Origin of the sequence: Flavobacterium kochi, assembly GCF_048286715.1 — a bacterium.
GTDB lineage: Bacteria > Bacteroidota > Bacteroidia > Flavobacteriales > Flavobacteriaceae > Flavobacterium.
The window spans coordinates 22,334-45,070 of record NZ_JBLVPW010000003.1; the positions used below are offsets into that span (position 1 = coordinate 22,334).

14 protein-coding genes and 1 pseudogene are annotated in these 22,737 nt (G+C 33.6%); 10 read left to right on the forward strand and 5 right to left on the reverse strand.

The genetic code is table 11. The features are described 5' to 3' along the window. Positions 1 to 18 precede the first annotated feature (18 nt). The 5 genes and pseudogenes from ygiD to ACNQGH_RS03790 form a co-directional block, all read right to left on the reverse strand. The gene (gene ygiD, locus ACNQGH_RS03770; protein WP_417954650.1) at positions 19 to 852 is read right to left on the reverse strand and encodes a 4,5-DOPA-extradiol-dioxygenase; all 834 of its coding nucleotides are present in this window, start codon (positions 850 to 852) and stop codon (positions 19 to 21) included. A gap of 138 nt (positions 853 to 990) precedes the next feature. Further along, on the reverse strand, positions 991 to 1,821 hold the full coding sequence (locus tag ACNQGH_RS03775) for a helix-turn-helix domain-containing protein (protein ID WP_417954651.1): 831 nt from the start codon (positions 1,819 to 1,821) through the stop codon (positions 991 to 993). Between the two features lie 590 nt (positions 1,822 to 2,411). Next, on the reverse strand, positions 2,412 to 3,518 hold the full coding sequence (locus ACNQGH_RS03780) for an NADH:flavin oxidoreductase (protein WP_417954652.1): 1,107 nt from the start codon (positions 3,516 to 3,518) through the stop codon (positions 2,412 to 2,414). Between the two features lie 6 nt (positions 3,519 to 3,524). After that, entirely contained in the window at positions 3,525 to 3,827 is a 303-nt protein-coding gene (locus tag ACNQGH_RS03785; protein WP_314897005.1) for an ArsR/SmtB family transcription factor, read from the reverse strand. Between the two features lie 167 nt (positions 3,828 to 3,994). After that, a pseudogene (locus tag ACNQGH_RS03790) lies at positions 3,995 to 4,243 on the reverse strand (transposase); the annotation flags it as partial. 84 nt (positions 4,244 to 4,327) lie between these two features. On the opposite strand from ACNQGH_RS03790, the gene ACNQGH_RS03795 reads away from it, so the two are divergent. The 10 genes from ACNQGH_RS03795 to bglX all read left to right on the forward strand — a co-directional run bounded on the left by ACNQGH_RS03795 (position 4,328) and on the right by bglX (position 22,533). After that, entirely contained in the window at positions 4,328 to 5,230 is a 903-nt protein-coding gene (locus tag ACNQGH_RS03795) for an IS1595 family transposase (RefSeq protein WP_417954653.1), read from the forward strand. Positions 5,231 to 6,005: 775 nt separating this feature from the next. After that, positions 6,006 to 8,750 carry a helix-turn-helix and ligand-binding sensor domain-containing protein gene (locus ACNQGH_RS03800; protein ID WP_417954654.1) on the forward strand — a complete coding sequence of 915 codons (2,745 nt, stop codon included), beginning with the start codon at positions 6,006 to 6,008 and terminating at the stop codon, positions 8,748 to 8,750. Between the two features lie 242 nt (positions 8,751 to 8,992). Continuing rightward, positions 8,993 to 11,986 (forward strand): SusC/RagA family TonB-linked outer membrane protein, encoded by a 2,994-nt coding sequence (locus ACNQGH_RS03805; protein WP_417954655.1) that lies wholly within the window; start codon positions 8,993 to 8,995, stop codon positions 11,984 to 11,986. A 21-nt stretch (positions 11,987 to 12,007) separates the two neighbouring features. Continuing rightward, complete coding sequence (locus ACNQGH_RS03810; RefSeq protein WP_417954656.1) at positions 12,008 to 13,495, forward strand: RagB/SusD family nutrient uptake outer membrane protein; 1,488 nt, start codon at positions 12,008 to 12,010, stop codon at positions 13,493 to 13,495. A 27-nt stretch (positions 13,496 to 13,522) separates the two neighbouring features. Next, positions 13,523 to 14,341, forward strand: coding sequence for a LamG domain-containing protein (locus tag ACNQGH_RS03815; RefSeq protein WP_417954657.1), 819 nt, complete (start codon positions 13,523 to 13,525; stop codon positions 14,339 to 14,341). A 175-nt stretch (positions 14,342 to 14,516) separates the two neighbouring features. Then, on the forward strand, positions 14,517 to 15,875 hold the full coding sequence (locus tag ACNQGH_RS03820; RefSeq protein WP_417954658.1) for a serine hydrolase domain-containing protein: 1,359 nt from the start codon (positions 14,517 to 14,519) through the stop codon (positions 15,873 to 15,875). Positions 15,876 to 16,047: 172 nt separating this feature from the next. Further along, positions 16,048 to 18,000: a sialate O-acetylesterase gene (locus tag ACNQGH_RS03825; protein WP_417954659.1), complete on the forward strand. Its 1,953-nt coding sequence runs from the start codon at positions 16,048 to 16,050 to the stop codon at positions 17,998 to 18,000. 138 nt (positions 18,001 to 18,138) lie between these two features. Further along, positions 18,139 to 19,506 (forward strand): glucoamylase family protein, encoded by a 1,368-nt coding sequence (locus tag ACNQGH_RS03830; protein ID WP_417954660.1) that lies wholly within the window; start codon positions 18,139 to 18,141, stop codon positions 19,504 to 19,506. Between the two features lie 12 nt (positions 19,507 to 19,518). Beyond that, entirely contained in the window at positions 19,519 to 20,220 is a 702-nt protein-coding gene (locus ACNQGH_RS03835) for a carboxylesterase family protein (protein ID WP_417954661.1), read from the forward strand. Between the two features lie 3 nt (positions 20,221 to 20,223). Then, positions 20,224 to 22,533 carry a beta-glucosidase BglX gene (gene bglX / locus ACNQGH_RS03840; protein ID WP_417954662.1) on the forward strand — a complete coding sequence of 770 codons (2,310 nt, stop codon included), beginning with the start codon at positions 20,224 to 20,226 and terminating at the stop codon, positions 22,531 to 22,533. Positions 22,534 to 22,737 lie beyond the last annotated feature (204 nt).

Here is a 22,737-nt window from a genome sequence, read left to right on the forward strand (position 1 = left end):
AAAAATGTTTTTTTATGATCATGCTTTGTCTATTTTAATAGACAGCATATTGAGTGATCCGGCTACCAAGGCGTCATTGAAAACAGTAGCCTTTTCATCTTTTTCTCTCAGGGCTAATGTGTAAAGCATAGGTATATAATGTTCCGGAGTGGGAATAGCTAGCTGGAACTCACGCCCTTGCTTGTCAAAATTAATAAGAGATTGGTGGTCATCCTCCAGAATCATTTTTTTCATTTTTTCATTTGCGATATGAGCCCAGTCATACGCAAATCCAGGTGTCGTCATTTTGTCCCATGCAGCCAATTGTAGATTGTGTATCGAGTTACCACTGCCTATAATAAGTACGCCTTTGCGTCTTAGTGCTGCCAGTTCTTTCCCTAGTTCGTAATGATAGGAAGCAGGCTTGGTATAGTTGATACTCATCTCTACTATAGGAATATCTGCATTGGGGTACAGGAATTTTATCACCGACCAACAGCCGTGATCCAGTCCCCAGTCATTACTGAGTCCCACAGAGGTGGAAGTGATTAGCTGCTGTGTTTCCAGTGCAAGTTCGGGACTGCCTGGAGCTGGATATTGAAGGTCGAAAAGCTTTTTTGGGAAACCACCAAAATCATGGATGGTCTCTGGCTTTTGCATTGCCGTTACAAAAGTCCCCTTAGTTTCCCAGTGAGCTGATATACAGAGAATAGCCCTTGGTTTTGGTATTGTTTTGGCTATTTGTTGAAAACCTTGAGTAAAACTGTTATCGGCCAGAGCATTCATAGGATTACCGTGTCCAAGAAAAAGGACAGGCATTCTTTCGGTAGGACCAAAAGCATCCGTAGCTGTTTTAAGGGAGCTGAGCTGCATCGCAGCAGCTCCCAAAGGTAAAATTGCCATAGTTTTTAAAAAATCTTTTCTTTTCATAATGCATCAATTTTTAATGATACAAAGTTGAGACATAATGTCAAGATAAGGGTAATGCTTTTCGGAAGAATAGTTGTGTTTTTAGGAAAGCATCTTTTGCATTTCTTCCCTGAACTCAGTAGGAGTCAGGCCTGCTTTACGTTTAAAAGCATGGGTAAAATAGGTTTTTTCATTAAACCCAAGTTCATAACCTATTTCGGCCACATTCTTATCAGTGGATATCAAAAGATTCTTGGCTTGGATAAGTTTGCGGATTTCGATAATTTCCGAAACACTTTGCTGTAATATATTTTGGCAGATAAGGTTCAGATTGCGCGAGCTCATAAAAAGTTTAGCCGCATAAAAATTGACATCCTTAGGTTCCTTGTAATGTTCTTCTAATAGTCTTAGAAAATTTTTAAAAGTCGTGCCTTGTATTTTCTTAGACTCATCATCGTCCAGATTCAGCTTATGACGTTCGGATTCTATGATAGTAAAAAGGGCACTTAGCAATTGTCTGATTACGGCCAGGTCAGGAGCATCCTGCAGATATTCATCAAAAATTATTTTGCAGATGGTATCTAATTTCTCAAAGCATTTAGTACTCTGCATTGAGATGTTGGCCTTGTCGTGGAATGATGCATAAAGGCTGAAGGTAGTTTCTGCAATAAATTCACTTTTGAACCTTAATACCCACATATCGCATTTGCCATCTTTAAGAAGCGGCTTGACACGATGGATTTTTCCCTGGGTTACAAAACTAATAAAAGGTGTGTCTATCAAGTGGGATTTAAAATCTATAAAATGTTCCAACTGACCTTGTCCACCTATGATCAGTTCTTCAAAATTGTGGGCATGGGGCTCATTCACAGAATGCATTATCTTCTCAGATTCTGCAGCTGTAATACGAAACATCTTAAAAATTTCTGTCATAGCCTGTTTTTGATAGTATTAGGAATGTTAAAGGTAATTATTTTTATGATATGCTGTAGACCATCAATGGCAATACCAAGGCAATACCTTGTTACTCGGGATAAGTAAAACCAATGTATACGAAATAGCAAGCTTTGGTTGGATACACGATCAAGATAATGACAAAATCATTCGTGCATTATCCTTTAATTTATTGGTACACTGCTTGGATTGTAGATAACAAAGTATCGTTGTCAGATGGTTATATTTCGGGAATTGGAGTTTTAATTGCCAGCATAGTAATTGGTTATCTATGCTTGAAATTATACGATGAACCGGTTCGTAGTTGGCTTCAGAACAAATTCCAAAAGAGAAAAAATTGCTATTGAAGCATAAACAATATTAAATTTCTAAATTTTGTTAGTTATTCAAAAAGAGATGAAACATAAAAAACGTTTCATCCCTTTTATTTTAATCTTTGCGTATAAAATTACTGTAGAGATACATGGCAGTGCATCTTTTTTTTTGCCACAGATTATAAAAAATTAAAAATGATTTTTTTCCTGCGTCAATCTGTAAAATCCGTCTTATCTGTGGGCAATTTCGGAAATTTATTCTAAAACTAATGCTCCTAAAGCTTCTTTGCTGAATCCTTTTAATTGGTCTGTATTACCTGCTTTAATTTTCGCAACCCAATTTGGGTCAGATAAAAGAGGTCTTCCAACTGCAACTAAATCAAAATCGCCTCTGTCAAAACGTCTGTTTAATTCTTCTAAAGATGTTGGTTGAGAACTTTCTCCGGCAAAAGCACCAAAGAAATCACTAGAAAGTCCAACAGAACCTACCGTAATAGCTGGTGCCCCTGTTAATTTTTTAGCCCAACCAGCAAAGTTTAAATCAGAATCTTTAAATTCAGGTTCCCAAAATCTGCGTTGTGAACAATGTAAAATATCAACACCAGCATCCACAAGAGGTGTAAGCCAAGCTTCCATTTCTTGTGGATTTTTAGCTAGTTTATAATTATAATCAGAAGGTTTAAATTGAGAAAATCTCATGATAATAGCGAAATCGTCACCCACTTGTTTTCTAATTTCTTTTACTACTTCAATAGCAAAACGATTACGTTCCGGAAGTGTTTTTCCACCATAAATATCGGTACGCAAATTGGTTTCTGCTCTAAAGAACTGGTCAATTAAATAACCGTGTGCACCGTGAATTTCGATGGTATCAAATCCTAATCTTTTAGCATCAGCAGCCGCTTTTCCAAAAGCAATAATAGTATCTTCAATATCTTTTTCAGACATTGTATTTCCGTTACTGAAATCTGGTCGGTTTAATCCTGACGGACCTTCAAAAGGAACCGGCGGAACCCATCCTGAATGATGATTGTCCATGATTCCCATATGCCAGATTTGCGGCCCCATTTGACCTCCAGCTGCGTGAACTTCATTTATGACTTTTTTCCATCCTTTTAGAGATTCATCTCCATAAAAATGAGGCACATTTGCATCGTTTGATGAAGAAGGTCTGTCGATAACAGTTCCTTCAGATAATATTAATCCAACTTCGCCTTCAGTTCTTTTTTTGTAATAAGAAGCTACTTCATCAGTTGGAATTCCGTTTGGAGAAAATGAGCGCGTCATAGGCGCCATTACGATTCGGTTTTTAAGATTTAACGTTTTTAAGTTAAATGGCGAAAACAGGTTGTTTGTACTCATAGTAATTTACAAATTAGATTGAATTAATTTACTGAGTGCTTCAAAGGCACCTTCGTTGCGTTTATAGTATGTCCATTGTCCAACACGTTTAGATTCTATAAATCCTGCACGTTGTAAAATAGATAGATATTCAGAAACTGTCGATTGTGTAAGGCCAGCTTTGGCTTGAATTTGACCAACGCAAACTCCATGCTCAAATCCTGAATGTTGGAGTTGATCCGGAAAGTTTATTTCAGGTTCTTTTAACCATTCCAGCATTTGTAATCTGGATTTGTTTGAGAGTGCCTTAAAGATTTCTATATGTTCCATGGCGCAAATATATCGACTTTTCCCGATATGTCAATTTAAATAATGATATTTAGGATAATTTTATGATAGAAGTGGAGATGATAATTGCAATTGATTGAGAAAATATATTGAAAGAAGTATTTATATTTGTTTGTGGATTAATTTCGGCAAAGTCGCTAAGTTGAACTGTTGCGAGGAACTTTGATTTCATGTTCGCCAAAAGATGTCTTTATTTTTTTGGTTCCGTGGCCGTTATGATAATTGCCGCTGGCGGTTTTATCGTACTTTTCATTGTCTAAATGAGCATCGAGTTCAGCTTCAAGCATGTGTTTCACTGCTCGTTTGTGCATCGTTTTGAAGAATGAGGTTAAATCATCTGCATTCTTGAAGGATTTGTAGAAATCCTTGTTGTTTAATAATTCGTCTTTGTCAATCATGACTATGTAAATTTTAAAAATAGGAAAAAAAGTTATCGACTTATATACATAAAAAACACATATATTTATAGCAAATACAAGGATATGGAAAAGATATTTCAGGGTGAGAATATTTTAGAGTTCATAAAGACGTTCCCAGACGACCAAAGTTGCCGTGAATTTATCGCCAATGTGAAGTGGAAAGATGGCTATAAATGCAAGCGTTGCGACAATACAAAGTATGTGTATTTTGAAAAACACAATACAAGGGAGTGTACTAAATGCAGATATAAAGAAAGTGCAACGGCTGGAACGCTTTTTCATAAAGTTAAATTTGGAGTTCAAAAAGCATTTTGTATTGCTTTTGAAATGACTTGCACAACCAAATCAATTTCTTCAACCCAAGCCGCAAAACGCTATGGAATAACCCAAAAGACTTCTTGGTTGTTTATGCAAAAAGTAAGATTGGCTATGAAGTCTTCAAAACAATATCCGATGACTGGAATTGTACAAGTAGATGAATTTGTTGTTGGTGGAAAAGAAACTGGAAAACAAGGAAGAAATTATGACAGTAAAAAAGCTAAAGTGGCTTGTGCTGTTGAGTTGACAGATGACGGAAAGATAAAGAGGGGTTACGCAAATGTGATTGAGGATTATTCTGCAAAGTCGATAAAACCATTATTTGACGAGCATATAAGTAAAGATGCAAATGTCAAAACAGACCAGTGGACAGCTTACAAAATAATAGCAAAAACCTATAACATCGTCCAAGAAAAAAGTGTTCCAGGAAAAAATTTCAAAGAAATGCATACTATTATCCATCAAGTAAAAACTGCTATAAGAACGATTCAATCACACGTCAAAAAGGAACACCTGCAAAAATATTTAGATGAATATTTTTATCGCCTGAATAGGTCAATACATAAAGATTCAATTTTTGATAATATATTCAGACGATTAGTCTCACATCCGCATCAGGGTTGGAAACAAATCGTAGTAATTAAGTAAGTAACTCGAAAAAGTTATTTCCGAATTTTTTTTTGAGCTTTTAAGGGCTCAAAAATTTTTTAGAATAACTTTTCAACTTACACAGTTAGTGAGACACTACCATTAATATTATTTTGATGAGTTTATATTATCTCACTCAAAAGCTTTAAATCTTCTAATAAAAGGTTCGAATTTTGGACCATAAGGTTCACCAAACCGATCAAATATATTTTTGTATATTTGATGGGTTTTTTATTTTTAAATTATTGAATTATAGTTATTTATCTGTTTTTTTTGTCTCATAAACTCATTTTTACAATTTTTTTGATTTTACTCTTGTAGGTAAGTGAATTTTTTGTCTAATGTTGATTAATCGACTGTAAAATCAAGTTATTGATGTTTTGTTTTTTCCTTTTTAATGCATTTGGTTCATCGCACTTACATTTCAAACATCTCCTAGAAAATGGTTTTTTACCTTTGCAATATTTGTCATAATTACATTTTCTACACGCATAACCCTCTTTTCCATTTAATTAATGGAAGGTATTCATAACAGTCAATATCTTCTTTAAATCGCTTGTTAAATGTTATCGAATTCAATCCTATAAATTTTTCCCTTGTGCTCATTTGACAAAGGTAGTGATGTTTTTTGCGTTGGGCGACCTAAACGCCTAAACCTACAAAAATATTTGTGTCTAGACGATAGAGTAGCGGTCCTCAAAAAGCTTCTCTCTGCATAGGAAGCTTTTTTATATTAAATAAATGTGATTATATTTGAAATATAAATCTACCCATTTTGAAAGCTAAAATAGTACTATTAATCCTTTTCGGTTTTATATCCTCTCAACTTTATTCTCAGGAGTTGCTTCCTTTCGTTGAAAATTACAGTAAATCAAATTATCATGGAGATAACCAGATTTGGAATGTGGCTCAAGGAAACGATGAAGCTATGTATTTTGCCAATAACCATTATTTATTGCGTTATGACGGCGTAAAATGGGAAAAATACATGTCGCCTAATAAAAGTGTCATTCGTTCCATAATGATAGATGGAGATAGAGTTTATTCTGGTTCCTACAAAGAATTTGGGTATTGGTTTAGAAAAGAGGGAAAGATGTATTATGTTTCTATTTCTAAAGGGAAGAATCTTTTTTATGATAGCGAAAACGAAGAAATTTGGAAGATATTTAAATTCAATAACAAAATTTATTTTCAGTCTTTTAATGAAATTTTTCTATATGATGGAAAGTCCATTAAGAAAACTAAACTACCGTTTCTTATTTCCTATTGTTTTCAAATAGACAAGCAACTTTTAATTGCTTCAGTAGGCAAAGGAGTTTATAAAATGACCAATTCCAAGATTGAAAAAATAAAAGGCTGGGAAATTTTAGAAAATAATGTCATTCATACCATCGAAAAATACCAAAATAAAACATATATTTTTACTCAAAAAAAGGGTGTTTATGTTGCAGAAAATGGTGTTTTGAATTCTTGGAAAAATCCATTGAATGAAACTTTAAAAACGACTAATATAAACGTGGCTCGATTCATTAAAAATAATACACTGATAATAGGAACAGCAAGTAAAGGACTTTATATTTTTGAATTGAATGATGGTTCCTATAAAAACATCAACAGGAATAACGTATTGATGAACAACTCTATCTTGAGCATTGGTCAGGACAAAGAGAATGATTTATGGTTGGGCTTAGACAATGGGATTGCTCATATCGAGGTCAATTCACCCATATCTATTTTTTATGATAATTCGGGGGTTTTAGGTTCTGTATATTCTGTTGCTACCACTGAAAAAGGTTATTTAATGGCTTCAAATCACGGTATTTTTAAATACGAAGACCATCGTTTTTCATTGGTTCCTAATACCCAAGGGCAGGCTTGGAACATCAGTAAAATAAATAATAAATACCTGATAGGACACAACGAGGGGACTTTTGTTTATGAAAACGCATTGTTCTCTAAATTAAATAATATAAATGGAGGCTGGAATTTAGCAAAAAGCAACATCAATAATTCCTATTTACAGTCAACCTACAGTGGTGTTATAATTTACAATGACATCAATAATTTATCTCAAAAAATAGCCGTAAAAGGACTTTTTAAACCCATAAAATATGCAGCCCAAAATAGAGAACACGAGATTTGGGCAGCAGATAATTATAGAGGGCTATATAGAATTCTATACAATGATGCCTATGAAACTACAAAAGTGGAAAATGTCACCCAGTTTAATAAGATTGCTAATGATTTTGGAGTAAAAATATTTGAGTTTAGAAATGAAATCCTTTTTTTAATACACAATTCCTGGTATACTTATAATTATATCACGAATCAATTACAAGAGAACGAATTATTTAATTCCAATTTTAAAAACATTTCTGATATTGCTGCTATTGATGAAAGCCATTTTATAGTGCTGGAAGAAGGACTTTTGTACCATATATATGCGAATGAAAATAAATTTATTTGGAATAGTATTCAGGAGAAATATTATAAAGGAAAAATCATCAACGACCATTTAAAAATTTTTAAAACCAAGGATCACTATTTATTAAATCTTGACGATGGTTTTATTTCCCTCCAATTAAAATACAAAAATAAACAAAGCACAAACGTAAAGATCGAGGCTTTTACTAATGATAATTTGGTTAAAAACAAATCAAAGATAAATTACAATTCAGAGTTAAGAATTAGTGTTATATCAGGAAGATTTGGTGCAACAAAACCAAACTTATTTTATAAAATAAATAATGCAACCAATTTTACTCCTATAAATGAAGGTTTGATTATTTTGAATAATCTTAATAGCGGTTCACATGATTTGACTATTTACCATAATGATGGATTGCATTATAATAAAGTTTCCAATTTCCAATTTATTGTGGCAAAGCCTTGGTATTTTTCTTTTTGGATGATTTTAGTGTACGTGATTGTAATAGGGATGATATTATATCTTTATTATAAATGGAATAAGATGAAATACATTCAGAAACTGGAATTGAGAGAAGAGGAATTAAAGCATCAAAAGAAAATTCTGGAGATAGAATTAAAAGCTGAAAACGAATTGAATATTCAAGAATATGAGAAACATATTCTTGAACTGGAGTTACAATCAAAAACATTTGAAGTTGCCGGTAAATCGCTATCGATTGCCAAACAAAGTGAAATGATGGAAAATATTCAAGGAATTTTAGACAATGAAACTGATTTCAACAAACTAAAAAGTGAAATTAAAAAAGCCGTAAAAATCACTGTGGTTAAAAAGCATGAATGGGAAACATTTGAGACCAATCTGAATCAAATTCACAATACATTTATAATTAACCTTTCTAAAAAATATCCGAATCTTACTTCAAAGGATATTAAGCTTTGTATTTACTTAAAAATGAATCTTTCCTCAAAAGAAATTGCGCAAATAGTAAATATTTCTTTAAGAGGTGTTGAACTGCATCGCTATCGATTAAGAAAGAAATTTAACCTTCTTCAGGACGAAAACCTTTCAAAATTTTTATTAACTGTATAAATAAGTTGTATTTTTTATAGATAATATTTTTTTTTTATTAATTAGTTGCGGAATTACAATACGTCATTACTACGTCATATAGATATATTGTAGTATCTCTTTATGCCCCTTAGCCGCCTTAAAATACTGATTCCTTGTGATTTTTAAATAATTTGATGTATTTATGTAGTAACTTCATTTAAGCTACTATTACGTTGTAATTACTAAATTTGGCTCCACTAACTTTAACAAATTATTAATATATGAGAAAATTTATTTTTAGCTTTTTAGCACTTATTCTACTTCCGGCCTATATGTCTGGTCAAGTAATTAAAGGAAAGGTATCAGATAAGAATGGGATTGGGGTTCCTGGTGCAATGATAGTTGCTGCTGATTCCAAGACTTCAGCTGATACTGATTTTGGCGGTAATTTTAATATCAATGCCAAAGTAGGTGAGGTATTAAAAATTAGTTTGGTAGGTTTTGATGCTATAACTACAAAAGCAACTGCAGGAGTAATGAGTATTAAACTAAAAGAGTCCAAAGACACCGAACTGAAAGAGGTAGTTGTCATTGGGTATGGAACTGCAAAAAAGGGAGATTTGACAGGCTCCTCTGTTAGAATCGGTGGAAAAGAGGTTGCAGATAAGCCAAATACCAATCCGATAGCTTCATTGCAAGGAAAGGTTGCGGGTTTAACTGTTGTAAATTCAGGTCGACCAGGACAGGAGCCAGATATCAGGATTCGTGGAACTATTAGTAGAGGACAAACTAAACCTTTATATGTAATTGATGGTTTGTTTAATGACAATATGGATTTTATTAGCCCTAATGATATTGAATCTATAGATGTATTAAAAGACCCTTCATCATTGGCGATTTTTGGGGTTAGAGGTGCTAATGGGGTAATTTTGGTAACTACTAAACAAGCAAAAACTGGTAAATTTACTGTGAACTTTAATTCATCTCTTGGTATTAAAAACATTGTCAATAAGCCAAAATTAGCTGATGCAACTTTATTTAAAACATTATACAATGAAAGATTGGTAAATGAAGGGTTGCCAGCTTTTAGTTATTATGATAAATACAATGGCAATACTGACTGGATAGATCAAATAGCAAATCAGGGTGCAATTGTTCAAAATAATAGTTTGAGTCTGTCAAATGGAACCGAAACAAATAAACTCCAATTCAGTATAGGAAACATTTCAGAGGAAGGATTAATTAAAAAAGAAAAATTAGAAAAAGTCACTTTTAATGTAAATGATGAATTTAAAGTGAGTAAAAACTTTAAAGTTGGAGCTGGATTAAATGGATATAAATCAAAAACTCCTGGAGAAGGTAATTTTGTTTCTGCTTTAATAGCTACGCCAATAGTAAGTCCTTATAACGCTGACGGAGTTTATAATCAATTACCAATACAAATTGGTGGAGCACAAATAGGTAACCCGTTAATTCCTGTGAATGAAGAAATTAGAACCAAAATTAATAATCAATATAGATTCGTTGGTAATGTATTTGCAGAATTAAAATTCTTAAAAGATTTTACTATCCGATATGCTTTTATGGGAGATATGGATGTAAAAAAAGGTAGGGGGTATACACCGTTAATTGATGTATATGCTGCTGAAAGTGACCAAGTGGTTTCCTCTGGCGGTAGAACCCTAACTAATGTAAACCAATTTAACTCTACTGAACAGAAATCACAACAAGATCTTTTATTGACTTATACTAAAAAGATTGGAGAGCACAATTTCACGGCATTATTGGGACGTACCACATATTACCAATATTTTGAAAAAATTAGCGGTAGTGTTTCTGGTAATATAAATCAACAAATTCCAAATGATCCAAGATGGTGGTATTTGAATGTATTTCCTTTCGGAAATTCTGCAACAAGGGTTTCAAATTCAGAGCAATGGGATAGAGCTACTACATCTAATTTAGCGCGTTTATTGTATAACTATAATGGAAAATACATATTGAATGCTTCTTTCAGAAGAGATGCTTCATCAGAATTATCGCCAGCCAACAGATATCAAAATTTTTGGTCTTTAGGTGGAGCTTGGGAAGTAAGCAAAGAAAAATTTATGGAGAATCAAAAAGTATTGGATTATCTAAAAATTAAAGGTTCGTATGGTAAATTAGGAAATCAATTTACATCTCTACATTATCCTTACTTGCCAAATTATACTGAAGGATCCAGTAGCGTTTTCGGTACTCAAGTAGTTCCAGCTTTTGTGTTTGCATATAGAGCTGACTCTAATTTGAAATGGGAAACTGTTAAATCGTACGAGGGAGGTTTTGAATTAGGAGCATTAGATAATCGATTTAAATTTGAAGCGGTATATTTTCATAAATTAACAGATGATTTATTAGTAAACGTTGTTGATGATAAAGGAGAAACATTTTATACCAATGCTGGACAAATTGAAAATAAAGGACTTGAATTCTCTACTTCTTGGAACGATAAAATTTCTAATGATTTCAGTTATTCTATTGGTGGTAATTTAACAACATTAAATAACAAAGTAAACTCTGTTTTTAAAGATGGTTATTCTATATATGATGGACCGGCAATTACAAGGGCAGGAGATCCTATAGGATCTTTCTACGGCTATGTAGTAGAGGGGATTTATCAATCCTATGCTGATATTTTAGCTTCTGCACCAAGCGGTGTTGGAGATTACGCACCAGGAGATTTAAAATTCAAAGATGTAAATGGAGATGGTAAAATAACTGCAGACGACAGAACCATAATTGGTAACCCTACACCTGATTTTACGTATGGATTAAGTCTAAATGCAAATTATAAAGATTGGTTCTTCTCTATGGATTTCCAAGGAGTTTATGGAAATGAAGTATGGAGGAATTGGGGGAACGGAAGTACTTTTGCACAATTTAATTATAGACAAGATCGTGAAGATAGATGGACCGGAGCAGGTACATCAAACTGGGAGCCGAGAGTTTATGAAGGATCAGATTATAATAAACTGAATTCTACTTATATGATAGAAGATGGTAGTTATTTAAGATTAAGAAATGTTCAATTGGGATATAATTTTAATACTTTGATGATTAGAGACTTTAAAATTCAAAATTTAAAATTATATATAAATACCCAAAATTTATATACATGGAAAAATAACTCGGGATTTACTCCTGATGCAGGTGGTTCAGCAACTCAATTTAATGTAGATAATGGCGGTTATCCGGTTCCTATGATTACAACATTTGGATTAAGTGCTACTTTTTAACATAATATAACTATACAAAAAATGAAAAATAAAGTTTTAAATTTTAAATGGGTGGTTATTGGAGTACTCATTTTATCAACACAATATTCATGTAATGATGATGTTTTAGATACAAAACCTTTAGGGGTTGCAGTAAAAGGGGATTTAACTGCTGGAGGATTTGAAGCAACTGCTTTTGGATTGTACGGTAAATTGCGTACTTCTTCCGTAGCAAGTTGGAATCGATATTGGCTTCAAAGTATTCGTTCAGATGATGCTGAAAAAGGAAGTTCAGCAGGAGATCAAGCTGCGGCAGGGAATGTGTATGATCATTTTCAATATACAGCAACAGAAGGTTTAAGCGAAGGTTATTGGAATGACCACTACAGTTTGATCTATGCTTGTAATGATTTAATTGATGATGTTGCTAAATCAGGGCTTACAGATAATGGTACATTAGTAAATAATGCTGAAGCAAGAGTAATTAGAGCTTTCGCTTATTTTGACTTGCGCAGGGATTATGGAGAAGTTCCTATAATAGACTCTAAAATTGTGAATGTAACAGATGGTATAAAAGCCAAATCTACAATTGCACAAGTAGATGCATTTATTAAAGCAGATTTAGAATATGCAATTCAAAATTTACCATTGACTTGGCCTGCTTATCCTGGCAGAGCTACAAAAGGTTTTGCAAACACCTTGTTGGCTAAATTATATTTGTATCAAAAAGATTATACCAATGCGTATGCTAAATGTCAAGAAGTAATTAATTCTGGTGCATATTCATTAAATCCGTCATTTAAAGATTTATTTAATATTCAAGGAAATAATTCAAGTGAATCTATATTTGAAGTGCAACAATTAATTACTACTGCTAACGTATATTATTCTAATATTTATTATGTTTCTCAAGGAGTTCGAGGTACTGGTAGTTGGGATTTAGGTTGGGGTTTTAATGTTCCAACCACTAACTTAATTGCTGCGTTTGAAGCTGGTGATCCTAGAAAAAATGAAACTATTTTAACTTCCGGTCAAGATGATGGGGGTTATGGTAGTGGTACGTTACCTGCGAGTCCTCCTTTGGATCGAATGTATTGGAATAAAAAAGCTTATACTGAAGCGAGTACAAGAACTAAATACAATCAAAATCAAAACAACTGGGAGAATATCAAGATTTTAAGATATGCAGATGTATTATTGATGGCTGCTGAAGCAGCAAATGAATTAGGAAATAGTTCACAAGCAATAGCTTATTTAGAAATGATTCGATTAAGAGCAAGAGGAGGTAATAACGCTGTTTTGCCAAAAATTACCACAAGTGCTCAATCTGATTTAAGAATTGCAATTAAGCAAGAAAGAAGAGTTGAGTTTGCAATGGAAAACGAAAGATTCTATGATGTAGTTAGATGGGGAGATGCAACTTCAGTATTAGGAGGTTTAGGATATCAGGATAAAAATAAATTTTTACCAATTCCTCAAACTTCAATCGATAAATCTGGTGGTGTGTTAATTCAAAATTCAAATTATTAATAAAAATTCGATTTAATAAAAAACATTATGAAAATTAATAAATCAATACTAAAAAAGGCTTTTGGAATAGCATTTATTTCATTAGTATTTACTGGATGTCAGGAAATGGATAGACCTGTATTGGGTGATTATCCTAAAGACGCCAATGCCGTCGGCGGTCCATTAAAGTTTTATGTACCTTTCGATGATACAGCAACAGATCCTTTAAAATTTGCAGTGGATAATATTCGTGCAAAATTTCCAACAGATAATCCGTTAACTCCTACAGAAGGGATTTCTGGAAAAGGTATAAAAGGAGGAGTTGCCAAAAAATTCATCGCTTATCCTTCTGCAAATGATTTTGCAAAAACTGCAAGTAGTTTTACTGTTGCATTTTGGTCTAAACGTGCAGTACCAACTCAAACTGAATTTGCATTTGCATTAACTAGTGATAACTGGGCAAAAGCATCCATGTTTTTGTTGATGGAGGGAACGGCTGCAAAACCAATTGTAAAATTATTTGTAGATGAGCAAGGAACAGGAGACCACTGGTTTGAGTGGGTAAATGGGGATAGCGTACCTGGTTTATTTGATGATCAATGGCATCATTTAGCCTTTGTTTACGATGCTGCAACTTCTAAAATGTCATTTTATAAGGATGGGGTAAAATATGCCGATAAATCATGGAATAACCATGGTGCGGTTAAATTTAATGCATCTAGAATAAATGGATTTAGAATAGGAGGCTCAGGAAACCCTGAAGAAGGTTGGATGAATTCTTGGACAGGTTCATTTGATAATTTTAGATTATATAATACGGCACTTCCACTTGCAGATGTTCAAACTTTATTTGCTGAAAAGAAATAATACAAATAAGCTTGTCATAGCAATAGTGTTTTCTATGGCAAGTTTTTTTTACTTTAGATAAGACTGTGAATAGATATTTTTATAATATTTATTCCTTGTTATAAGCCATTTTAATGACACCTCCGAGATAGTGTTAAGACGACCATAGAAAATAATTGTTAAAGCTAAAAAGAATATGAAATCTTTAATCACAAATATCCTTCTGTTTCTTTCTGTTTGTGGAACTGCTATTGGACAAACTACACCTAATTCGCAACAATATCCAATTTTAACTAAATCATCTGAAGTTGGATTTTCAGCAGAACGATTACGAAGTATAGACCGTCCGCAACAATTCAGCAAAGCTACTAAGCCATCTGATATAGGTTTTTCAGCCGAACGCTTACAAAGAATTGACAAATGGATGCAACAATTTATTGATGACGGAAAAGCTCCTAATGCTGTAATATTTGTAGCACGAAGAGGTAAGATTGTTTACCACAAGGCCTTTGGATACAGCAATCGTGAAAAGAAAACACCTGCAATTACCTCAAATATTTATAGGATTGCTTCTCAAACAAAAGCATTAACATCTGTTACTTTGATGACCTTGTATGAGGAGGGTAAATTTTTATTAGATGACCCCATCAGCAAATACATACCCGCTTTTAAAAATCCGGTAGTATTGGTAAGTTATGACACTATTAATCCTGCAAGTGGTAATTACAAAACCCGACCTGCAAAATCTGAAATTACTATTCGTCAACTATTGTCTCATAATTCAGGAATTCCTTACGAGACTCCATTAGACGTTCTTCCCCAATTCAAAATACCCTATTTCAATTCATTGAAACCCGACAAACTCGAAGATGCTATCAACAGATTAGGAAAGCGTCCATTGAAAGTTGATCCTGGTGTAAGATTTGACTATGGATTAAGTGTTGATGTCATTGGTCGCCTTGTCGAAATTTTATCTGGAAAACCTTTAGATGTAGCCATTTATGAAAGAGTAACAAAACCACTTGGAATGAATGATACTTATTTTTATTTGCCCGAAAATAAAAAAAATAGATTGGTTGAGTTGTATGGCAAAGCTAAAGAAACCGATCCTATTACCATTAGTACCGATGAATCTGCACGTATGTTTGCAATTTCAGGTGCACAAACCTATTTTTCAGGTGGAGCAGGTATGGTAAGTACAGCTTTTGATTATGCTAAATTTTGTCAAATGCTATTAAATGGAGGCAGTTTTAATAATAACCAGATATTAAGCAGAAAAACTGTTGACTTAATGTCACGCAATCAAATTGGTGATTCTGATTTATGGCGAAATGACAAATTTGGGTTAGGTTTTGAACTGATAACTGCCAAAACAAAATTTGCTGAACTTGCCAGTGTTGGTGCATTTGGCTGGGGTGGTGGGTTTTGCAGCGACTACTTGATTGATCCAAAAGAAGAAATAGTGCTTCAAGTGATTACCAACTTATCGCCGAGTATCTATTTTGATGACTTTAATCAAAAACTCAAGATTTTAATTTATCAGGCATTAAAATAATAACTTGACTGATATAAAAACTCATTAATTTTAAGTCAATGCCCTATTGATTGAACAAAAGAGAATGATAAAATAACGTTGGTGGCAAGTGTATTAACAGCCGTACTGACAACAAACTTTCGAGTTTGAAAACAAAAGATTTAAAACATACCTAACATATAATTTAAAATCAATGAATAAAGTCATTTTATTTTTAGCCTTTTCATTTTGTAGTTTATTAGTAAACGCAAAAGTAACGCTACCCAAATTTTTTTCAGATAATATGGTATTGCAACGCAATGTACAAATTCCTATTTGGGGCTGGGCAAATCCGAGTGAAAAAATTAAGATCCAATTTCATAATCAAACTAAAAATGTAATTGCAGATTCCAAAGGGAATTGGTCTGTAAAACTTGATTTGGAAAAAGCAGGTGGTCCTTTTCAATTAAACATTTCAGGAGAAAATTCTATCCAAATAAAGAATGTTTTAGTGGGTGAAGTTTGGTTGTGTTCTGGACAATCCAATATGGAATGGTTGGTTAGGTATTCAAATAATTTCAAAGAAGAAAAAAAAACAGCAAATAACCTTTTTATTCGTTATATAAAAGTAGAAAAAAACATAAATTCTATTGTAGAGAAGGATATTTCAGGTGGCAATTGGAGCGTTTGCGATTCAACCACTGTGGGTGATTTTTCAGCAACAGCGTATTTTTTTGCCCAAAAATTATATAACGAATTAAAAATTCCGATAGGCTTAATAAATTCCAGTTGGGGCGGAACAAATATTGAAACTTGGATAAGCCGAGAAGGATTTGAAAGCAGTGATGAATTTAAGGAAATGATTGCTAAAATGCCCAAAATCCATATAGATTCTTTAAACAAAGAAAATATTTTAAAACAGGTACAAAAAGTTGAACAAATTCAAACTGTAAAACTAAAATCATTTAGTGAAAAAGAATTTAAAGAACTCAGTTTTGATGATAGCAAACTACCTATTTTATATCAACCAAAAGCGTGGGAGCAACAATCATTAGGCGAATTTGATGGTGTTGTTTGGATAAGAAAAACCATCGAACTAACCGAAGAACAAAGTAAAAAAACTGCTATAATACACCTTTCAAAAATTGATGATGGTGATGTTACCTATATAAACAATGTAAAGATTGGCGAAATGAATCAATGGGATGCTGAACGTATTTATACTATTCCAATAGGAGTTTTAAAAGCAGGAAAAAATGTGATTGTGGTAAAAGTGATAGATGGTGGCGGTGGTGGCGGAATTTGGGAAAAACCAGAAAACGTAAGATTAGATTTAGAAAATGAAACAATTTCTTTGGCTGGCGATTGGAAATTTCAAGTTGAAAGCATAAAATTAGAAGCCAATCAAAATCAATTTCCAAGTTTGTGTTATAATGCGATGATTGAGCCTTTAATTCCTTTTGCTTTTAAAGGCATAATTTGGTATCAAGGCGAAAGTAATGCCGAAAGAGCCTTTCAATATAGAAAATCATTTCCTTTATTAATACAAGATTGGAGAAAAAAGTGGAACAATGAATTTCCTTTTTATTTTGTTCAATTAGCCACATTTGAAACAAAAGGAAACAGTAATGAAGGTTCGGATTGGGCTGAATTACGTGAAGCACAGACATTGGCTTTATCCATTCCAAAAACAGGAATGATTGTAACAACAGACATAGGAAACCCAAAAGATATTCACCCAACAAACAAACAAGATGTAGGGAAAAGATTAGCAAACCTAACTTTAAATAATGATTATAATAAAAAAAGAATTTGCAAAAGTCCACAATATAAATCAATGAAAATAAAAGGAAATAAAGTAATTGTAACTTTTGAAAATGTAAATTCAACGTTGCAAATGAAAAATGAAAATGGAGAATTAAAAGGGTTTGAAATTGCAGGAAGCGACCAAAAATTTTATCCTGCGAAAGCAAAAACGGAAAAAGTTAATCAAGTAATATTAGAAAGCATAGAAGTACCAAAGCCAGTTTCTGTCCGTTTTGGCTGGAAAGGAGATGATTCTGAATGTAATCTGTTTAATGCAGAGGGGCTTTCAGCAGTTCCATTTAGGACTGACAATTGGAAAAGCGTAACAATTGATAAAAAATATACGTTCTTGATGAAGTGATTATTGATTAAATAGAGTAAAAATACGGTCTGAGAAAAACACTAGCTACCAATAAGGGTTTGCCAAAATCGGGGCTGTAGTATTAGTGGTGACCAAACGATATTGTTGCCAATTTGTATAAAAAACAAAAACCAAAAAATGAAAAAATTTTCAGTTTCACTAATCCTTTTGATTACATTTAGTTGTAATTCATCATCGAGTGTGGTAACAACTGCTACCGAACAGGTTGTTCCCGTTGTAAAATTATCAGATGAAGAACTTATGGATGCAGTGCAAAAACAAACGTTTGCCTATTTCTGGAATTATGCTCAAACTAATTCAGGAATGGCAAGAGAGCGATACATTCCTCAAGATCCAGCCTTTGACGAAAATATTGTTGCAACAGGCGGTTCTGGTTTCGGGCTAATGGCTATTGTTTCGGCCATGTCTCGGGGTTATATTACTAGGGATCAAGGTATAGAACGGCTAAATAAAATAGCCAATTTCCTGACTACTGCCGACCGTTTTCATGGTGCTTGGTCCCATTGGATAGATGGAAATACAGGCCATGTCATCCCTTTTGGAACGGTAGATAATGGAGGTGATTTAGTAGAAACTTCATTCTTGGTAGCTGGAATGATAACCGTCCGGGAATACCTAAAAAATGGGACAACGGATGAAAAAGAATTAGCTCAAAAATACAATATTCTTTGGAAAGGAGTCGATTGGCAATGGTACACTAACAATCAGAATAAATTATTTTGGCATTGGTCACCTAATTACGCATGGCAAATGAATTTTCCTCTCGAAGGGTATAACGAATGTTTGATTACTTATATTATGGCTGCAGCTTCGCCAACACATGCGATTGCTCCAATAGCGTATCATGAAGGCTGGGCTAGAAGCGGAGGCATTGTTTCGGCTGGGACAAAATACAATTTGCCTTTAATTTTAAAACACAATGGCGCCGAAGAATTTGGAGGTCCGCTATTTTGGGCACATTATTCTTATTTAGGTTTAGATCCACATGAATTGAGTGATCAATATGCCAATTATTGGGATTTGAATTCAAATCAGGTAAAAATTGATTATTTATATTGTGTTACAAATCCTAAAAGTTATAAAGGATATGGTACTAATTATTGGGGATTGACCGCGTCCTATTCTAGAAATACCGATGGATCTATTGACTATAATGCCCATATGCCAAGCAATGACAAAGGAGTTATTTCGCCAACAGCAGCAATAAGCTCCATTGTTTATACACCTGTAGAATCCAAAGCACTCATGCGTAATTTATATGAAAATTATAAAAAGGATACTTGGGGTGTGGCGGGATTTTATGATGCACATAGCTTACAGTATCAATGGACCGCACAACGTTATTTAGCCATTGACCAAGGGCCCGAAATGGTCATGTTAGAGAATTACCGTTCGGGTTTATTATGGCAATTGCTTATGAACGCACCTGAAGTAAAACAAGGTTTAATTGATCTTGGCTTTCATTCTGGTAAATATGGATTTTAAAATTAATTTAAGATGAAATGTAAATTAGCAATACTTTCTTTATTCTTTTCCATAGTTTCTCTTGCGCAAAGTGATGTAAAGGGGACAATGAAAACAGAAATCGTTCAAAAACACAAATTGGGTTATGCATTACACATTCCAGCTGATACTAAAGAAAAAAAACCGTTGCTAATTTTTCTCCATGGTTCAGGCGAAAAAGGTACTGATATAGAAAAAGTAAAAGTTCATGGACCTTTCAAATACATCAATACTCACGAACTTGATGCTTATATTCTGGCTCCACAATGCCCAGAGAATGAATATTGGGATGAAGAAGTATTGCACCGTTTGATATTAAAAATTCAAAAAGAAAACAATATTGATGCCAATAGAATTTATCTCACTGGGCTAAGTATGGGCGGATGGGGCGCTTGGAATCTCGCCTTTGCTCATCCTGAAACTTTTGCTGCACTTGTGCCAATTGCAGGATTTGTAGACAGAGTTCCTATGATTGAAGACTGCAAAATCAAAAACATTCCTACCCGAATTTTTCATGGTTTGCTCGATGATGTTGTCAATGTGGATTATGCAATTACCATTTATAAAAAATTAAAAAAGTGTAATGCCAATGTTGAACTAACTATTTTCGATGATGCGGGTCACGATAGTTGGTCAAGAGTATATGACAACCAAGAAATTTATGATTGGATGTTTAAACAAATAAAAAACAAATAAAAAATGAGAAGTAAGTTAATTATAATGTTCCTAGGTTGTACTTTTTTGAGCTACAGCCAAAAAGTGGAAGTTAAAAAAGCGGTAAAAATTAAACCAAAAGCCGAATTCGTAGCCGAATTAATAGCAAAAATGACTTTGGAAGAAAAACTAGGGCAGTTAAATCTTCCTGGTGCCGATGATATTGTAACAGGACAAGCACAAAGTTCAAATATTGCCAAAAAAATTGAAGAAGGCAAAGTAGGGGGGTTATTCAATATTAGTACCAACAGCAAGGGAAGAGCAGTAAACAAAATAAAAGAATTTCAAAAAATCGCAATTGAAAAGAGTAGATTGAAAATACCAATTATTTTTGGTATGGATGTAATTCATGGTTATGAAACTGTTTTTCCTATTCCATTAGGTTTAGCCAGTTCATGGGATATGAATTTAATAAAGCGAAGTGCAGAAATTGCAGCCAAGGAAGCTAGTGCAGACGGTATCAACTGGACGTTTTCACCTATGGTTGATTTAGCTCGTGATCCTCGTTGGGGCAGATGTGCAGAAGGCTCAGGCGAAGATCCATTCTTGGGAGGATTAATTGCAAAAGCTATGGTACAAGGGTATCAAGGAACTGATTTATCCAAAAATAACACCATACTTGCCTGTGTAAAACACTTTGCACTATATGGTGCTGCAGAAGCAGGACGGGATTACAATACGGTGGATATGAGTAGAATAAGGATGTATAATGAATATTTGCCTCCTTATAAAGCTGCTTTTGATGCTGGTGCAGGTTCTACAATGGCCTCATTTAATGAAATTGACGGCATTCCTGCCACTGGCAATAAATGGTTACTTACCGATGTACTTCGTAAACAATGGGGTTTCAAAGGTTTTGTGGTAACAGATTATACAGGAATAAACGAAATGATTGATCATGGAATGGGTGATTTGCAAACGTGTTCGGCACTTGCCTTAAAAGCAGGTGTTCAAATGGATATGATAGGAGAAGGCTTCATCTCTACTATTGCCAAATCTATTAAAGAAGGTAAAGTCTCTCAAAAACAAGTGGATGAGTCCGTTCGTTTAATATTAAATGCCAAATACGATTTAGGGCTTTTTCAAGATCCGTATAAATATTGTGATGAAAGTCGTGTTGCAAAAGATATTTTCACACAAGAAAACCGTGATGAAGCTAGATTTATAGCTTCGCAATCAATGGTTTTGTTAAAAAATAACAATGAATTGTTACCTTTAAAAAAATCGGGAACTATAGCTCTTGTTGGCCCATTGGCGGATGCCAAAGAAAATATGGTGGGAACATGGAGTGTAGCATCCAATGGAAAATCGATTTCACTTTTTGAAGGATTAAAAAATAATAGCAACTCCAAAATTGTATATGCTAAAGGTTCGAATTTGGATGACAATGCCACATTTGAAGAAAACGCTACAATGTTTGGAAAAACACTTCATCGCGATAATCGTTCTAAAGAAGAATTGCAAAAAGAAGCAATTGAAATTGCATCAAAAGCAGATGTCATTGTTGCAGCGTTAGGCGAATCGGCAGAGATGAGTGGCGAATGTTCTAGCCGAACCAATCTAGAAATACCTCAAACACAAAAAGATTTATTAAAGGCATTACTAAAAACAGGGAAACCAGTTGTTTTAGTTTTATTCACAGGTCGTCCTTTAGTCCTTACTGAAGAAAATGCCAACGTTCCGGCTATTTTAAATGCATGGTTTGCTGGTTCCGAAGCAGGTGATGCAATTGCGGATGTTCTTTTTGGTAAAGTTAATCCATCAGGCAAAATTACTATGACATTTCCAAGAAGTGTAGGTCAAGTACCAATTTATTACAGTCATAAAAACACGGGTCGTCCAATTGCAAACAAAGAAGGAAAGTTTGAAAAATTTCGTTCTAACTATATAGATGAGCGCAACGAACCTTTATTTCCATTTGGCTTTGGATTAAGTTATACGACTTTTAAATACGGAAAAATAAACATTTCTTCGAATAAAATGACTTCAAATTCCACAATAAAAGTTGCTGTAGATATTAGTAATACCGGAAATTATGATGGTCAAGAAGTGGTTCAATTGTATACTAGAGATTTGGTGGGATCGGTTACACGTCCAGTAAAAGAACTAAAAGGATTCCAAAAAATATTCCTTAAAAAAGGAGAAACAAGAACGGTGACATTTGAAATTTCTGCAAATGATTTAAAATTCTATAATTCAGAATTGAAATATGTTGCAGAACCAGGAAAATTCGAAGTTTTTGTTGGAGGAGATTCGGATACAGATAATAATGCTAGTTTTGAGTTGATTAAATAAATTGGTTTGTTTATTTAGTGATTGCCCTTCGGTAATTATATCGAAGGGTTTTTTTTTATGAAACTATTTCCTATTTTAAAAAAAACTGGTTCTATATTCTTTTAGTGAAAACAAATAATGTTTTTTAATCTTCATTAGAAGTTAGAATAAGTTTTTAAACCCATTTTGATATCCTGTTTCAGCAAACATATTATCCCTATAGGA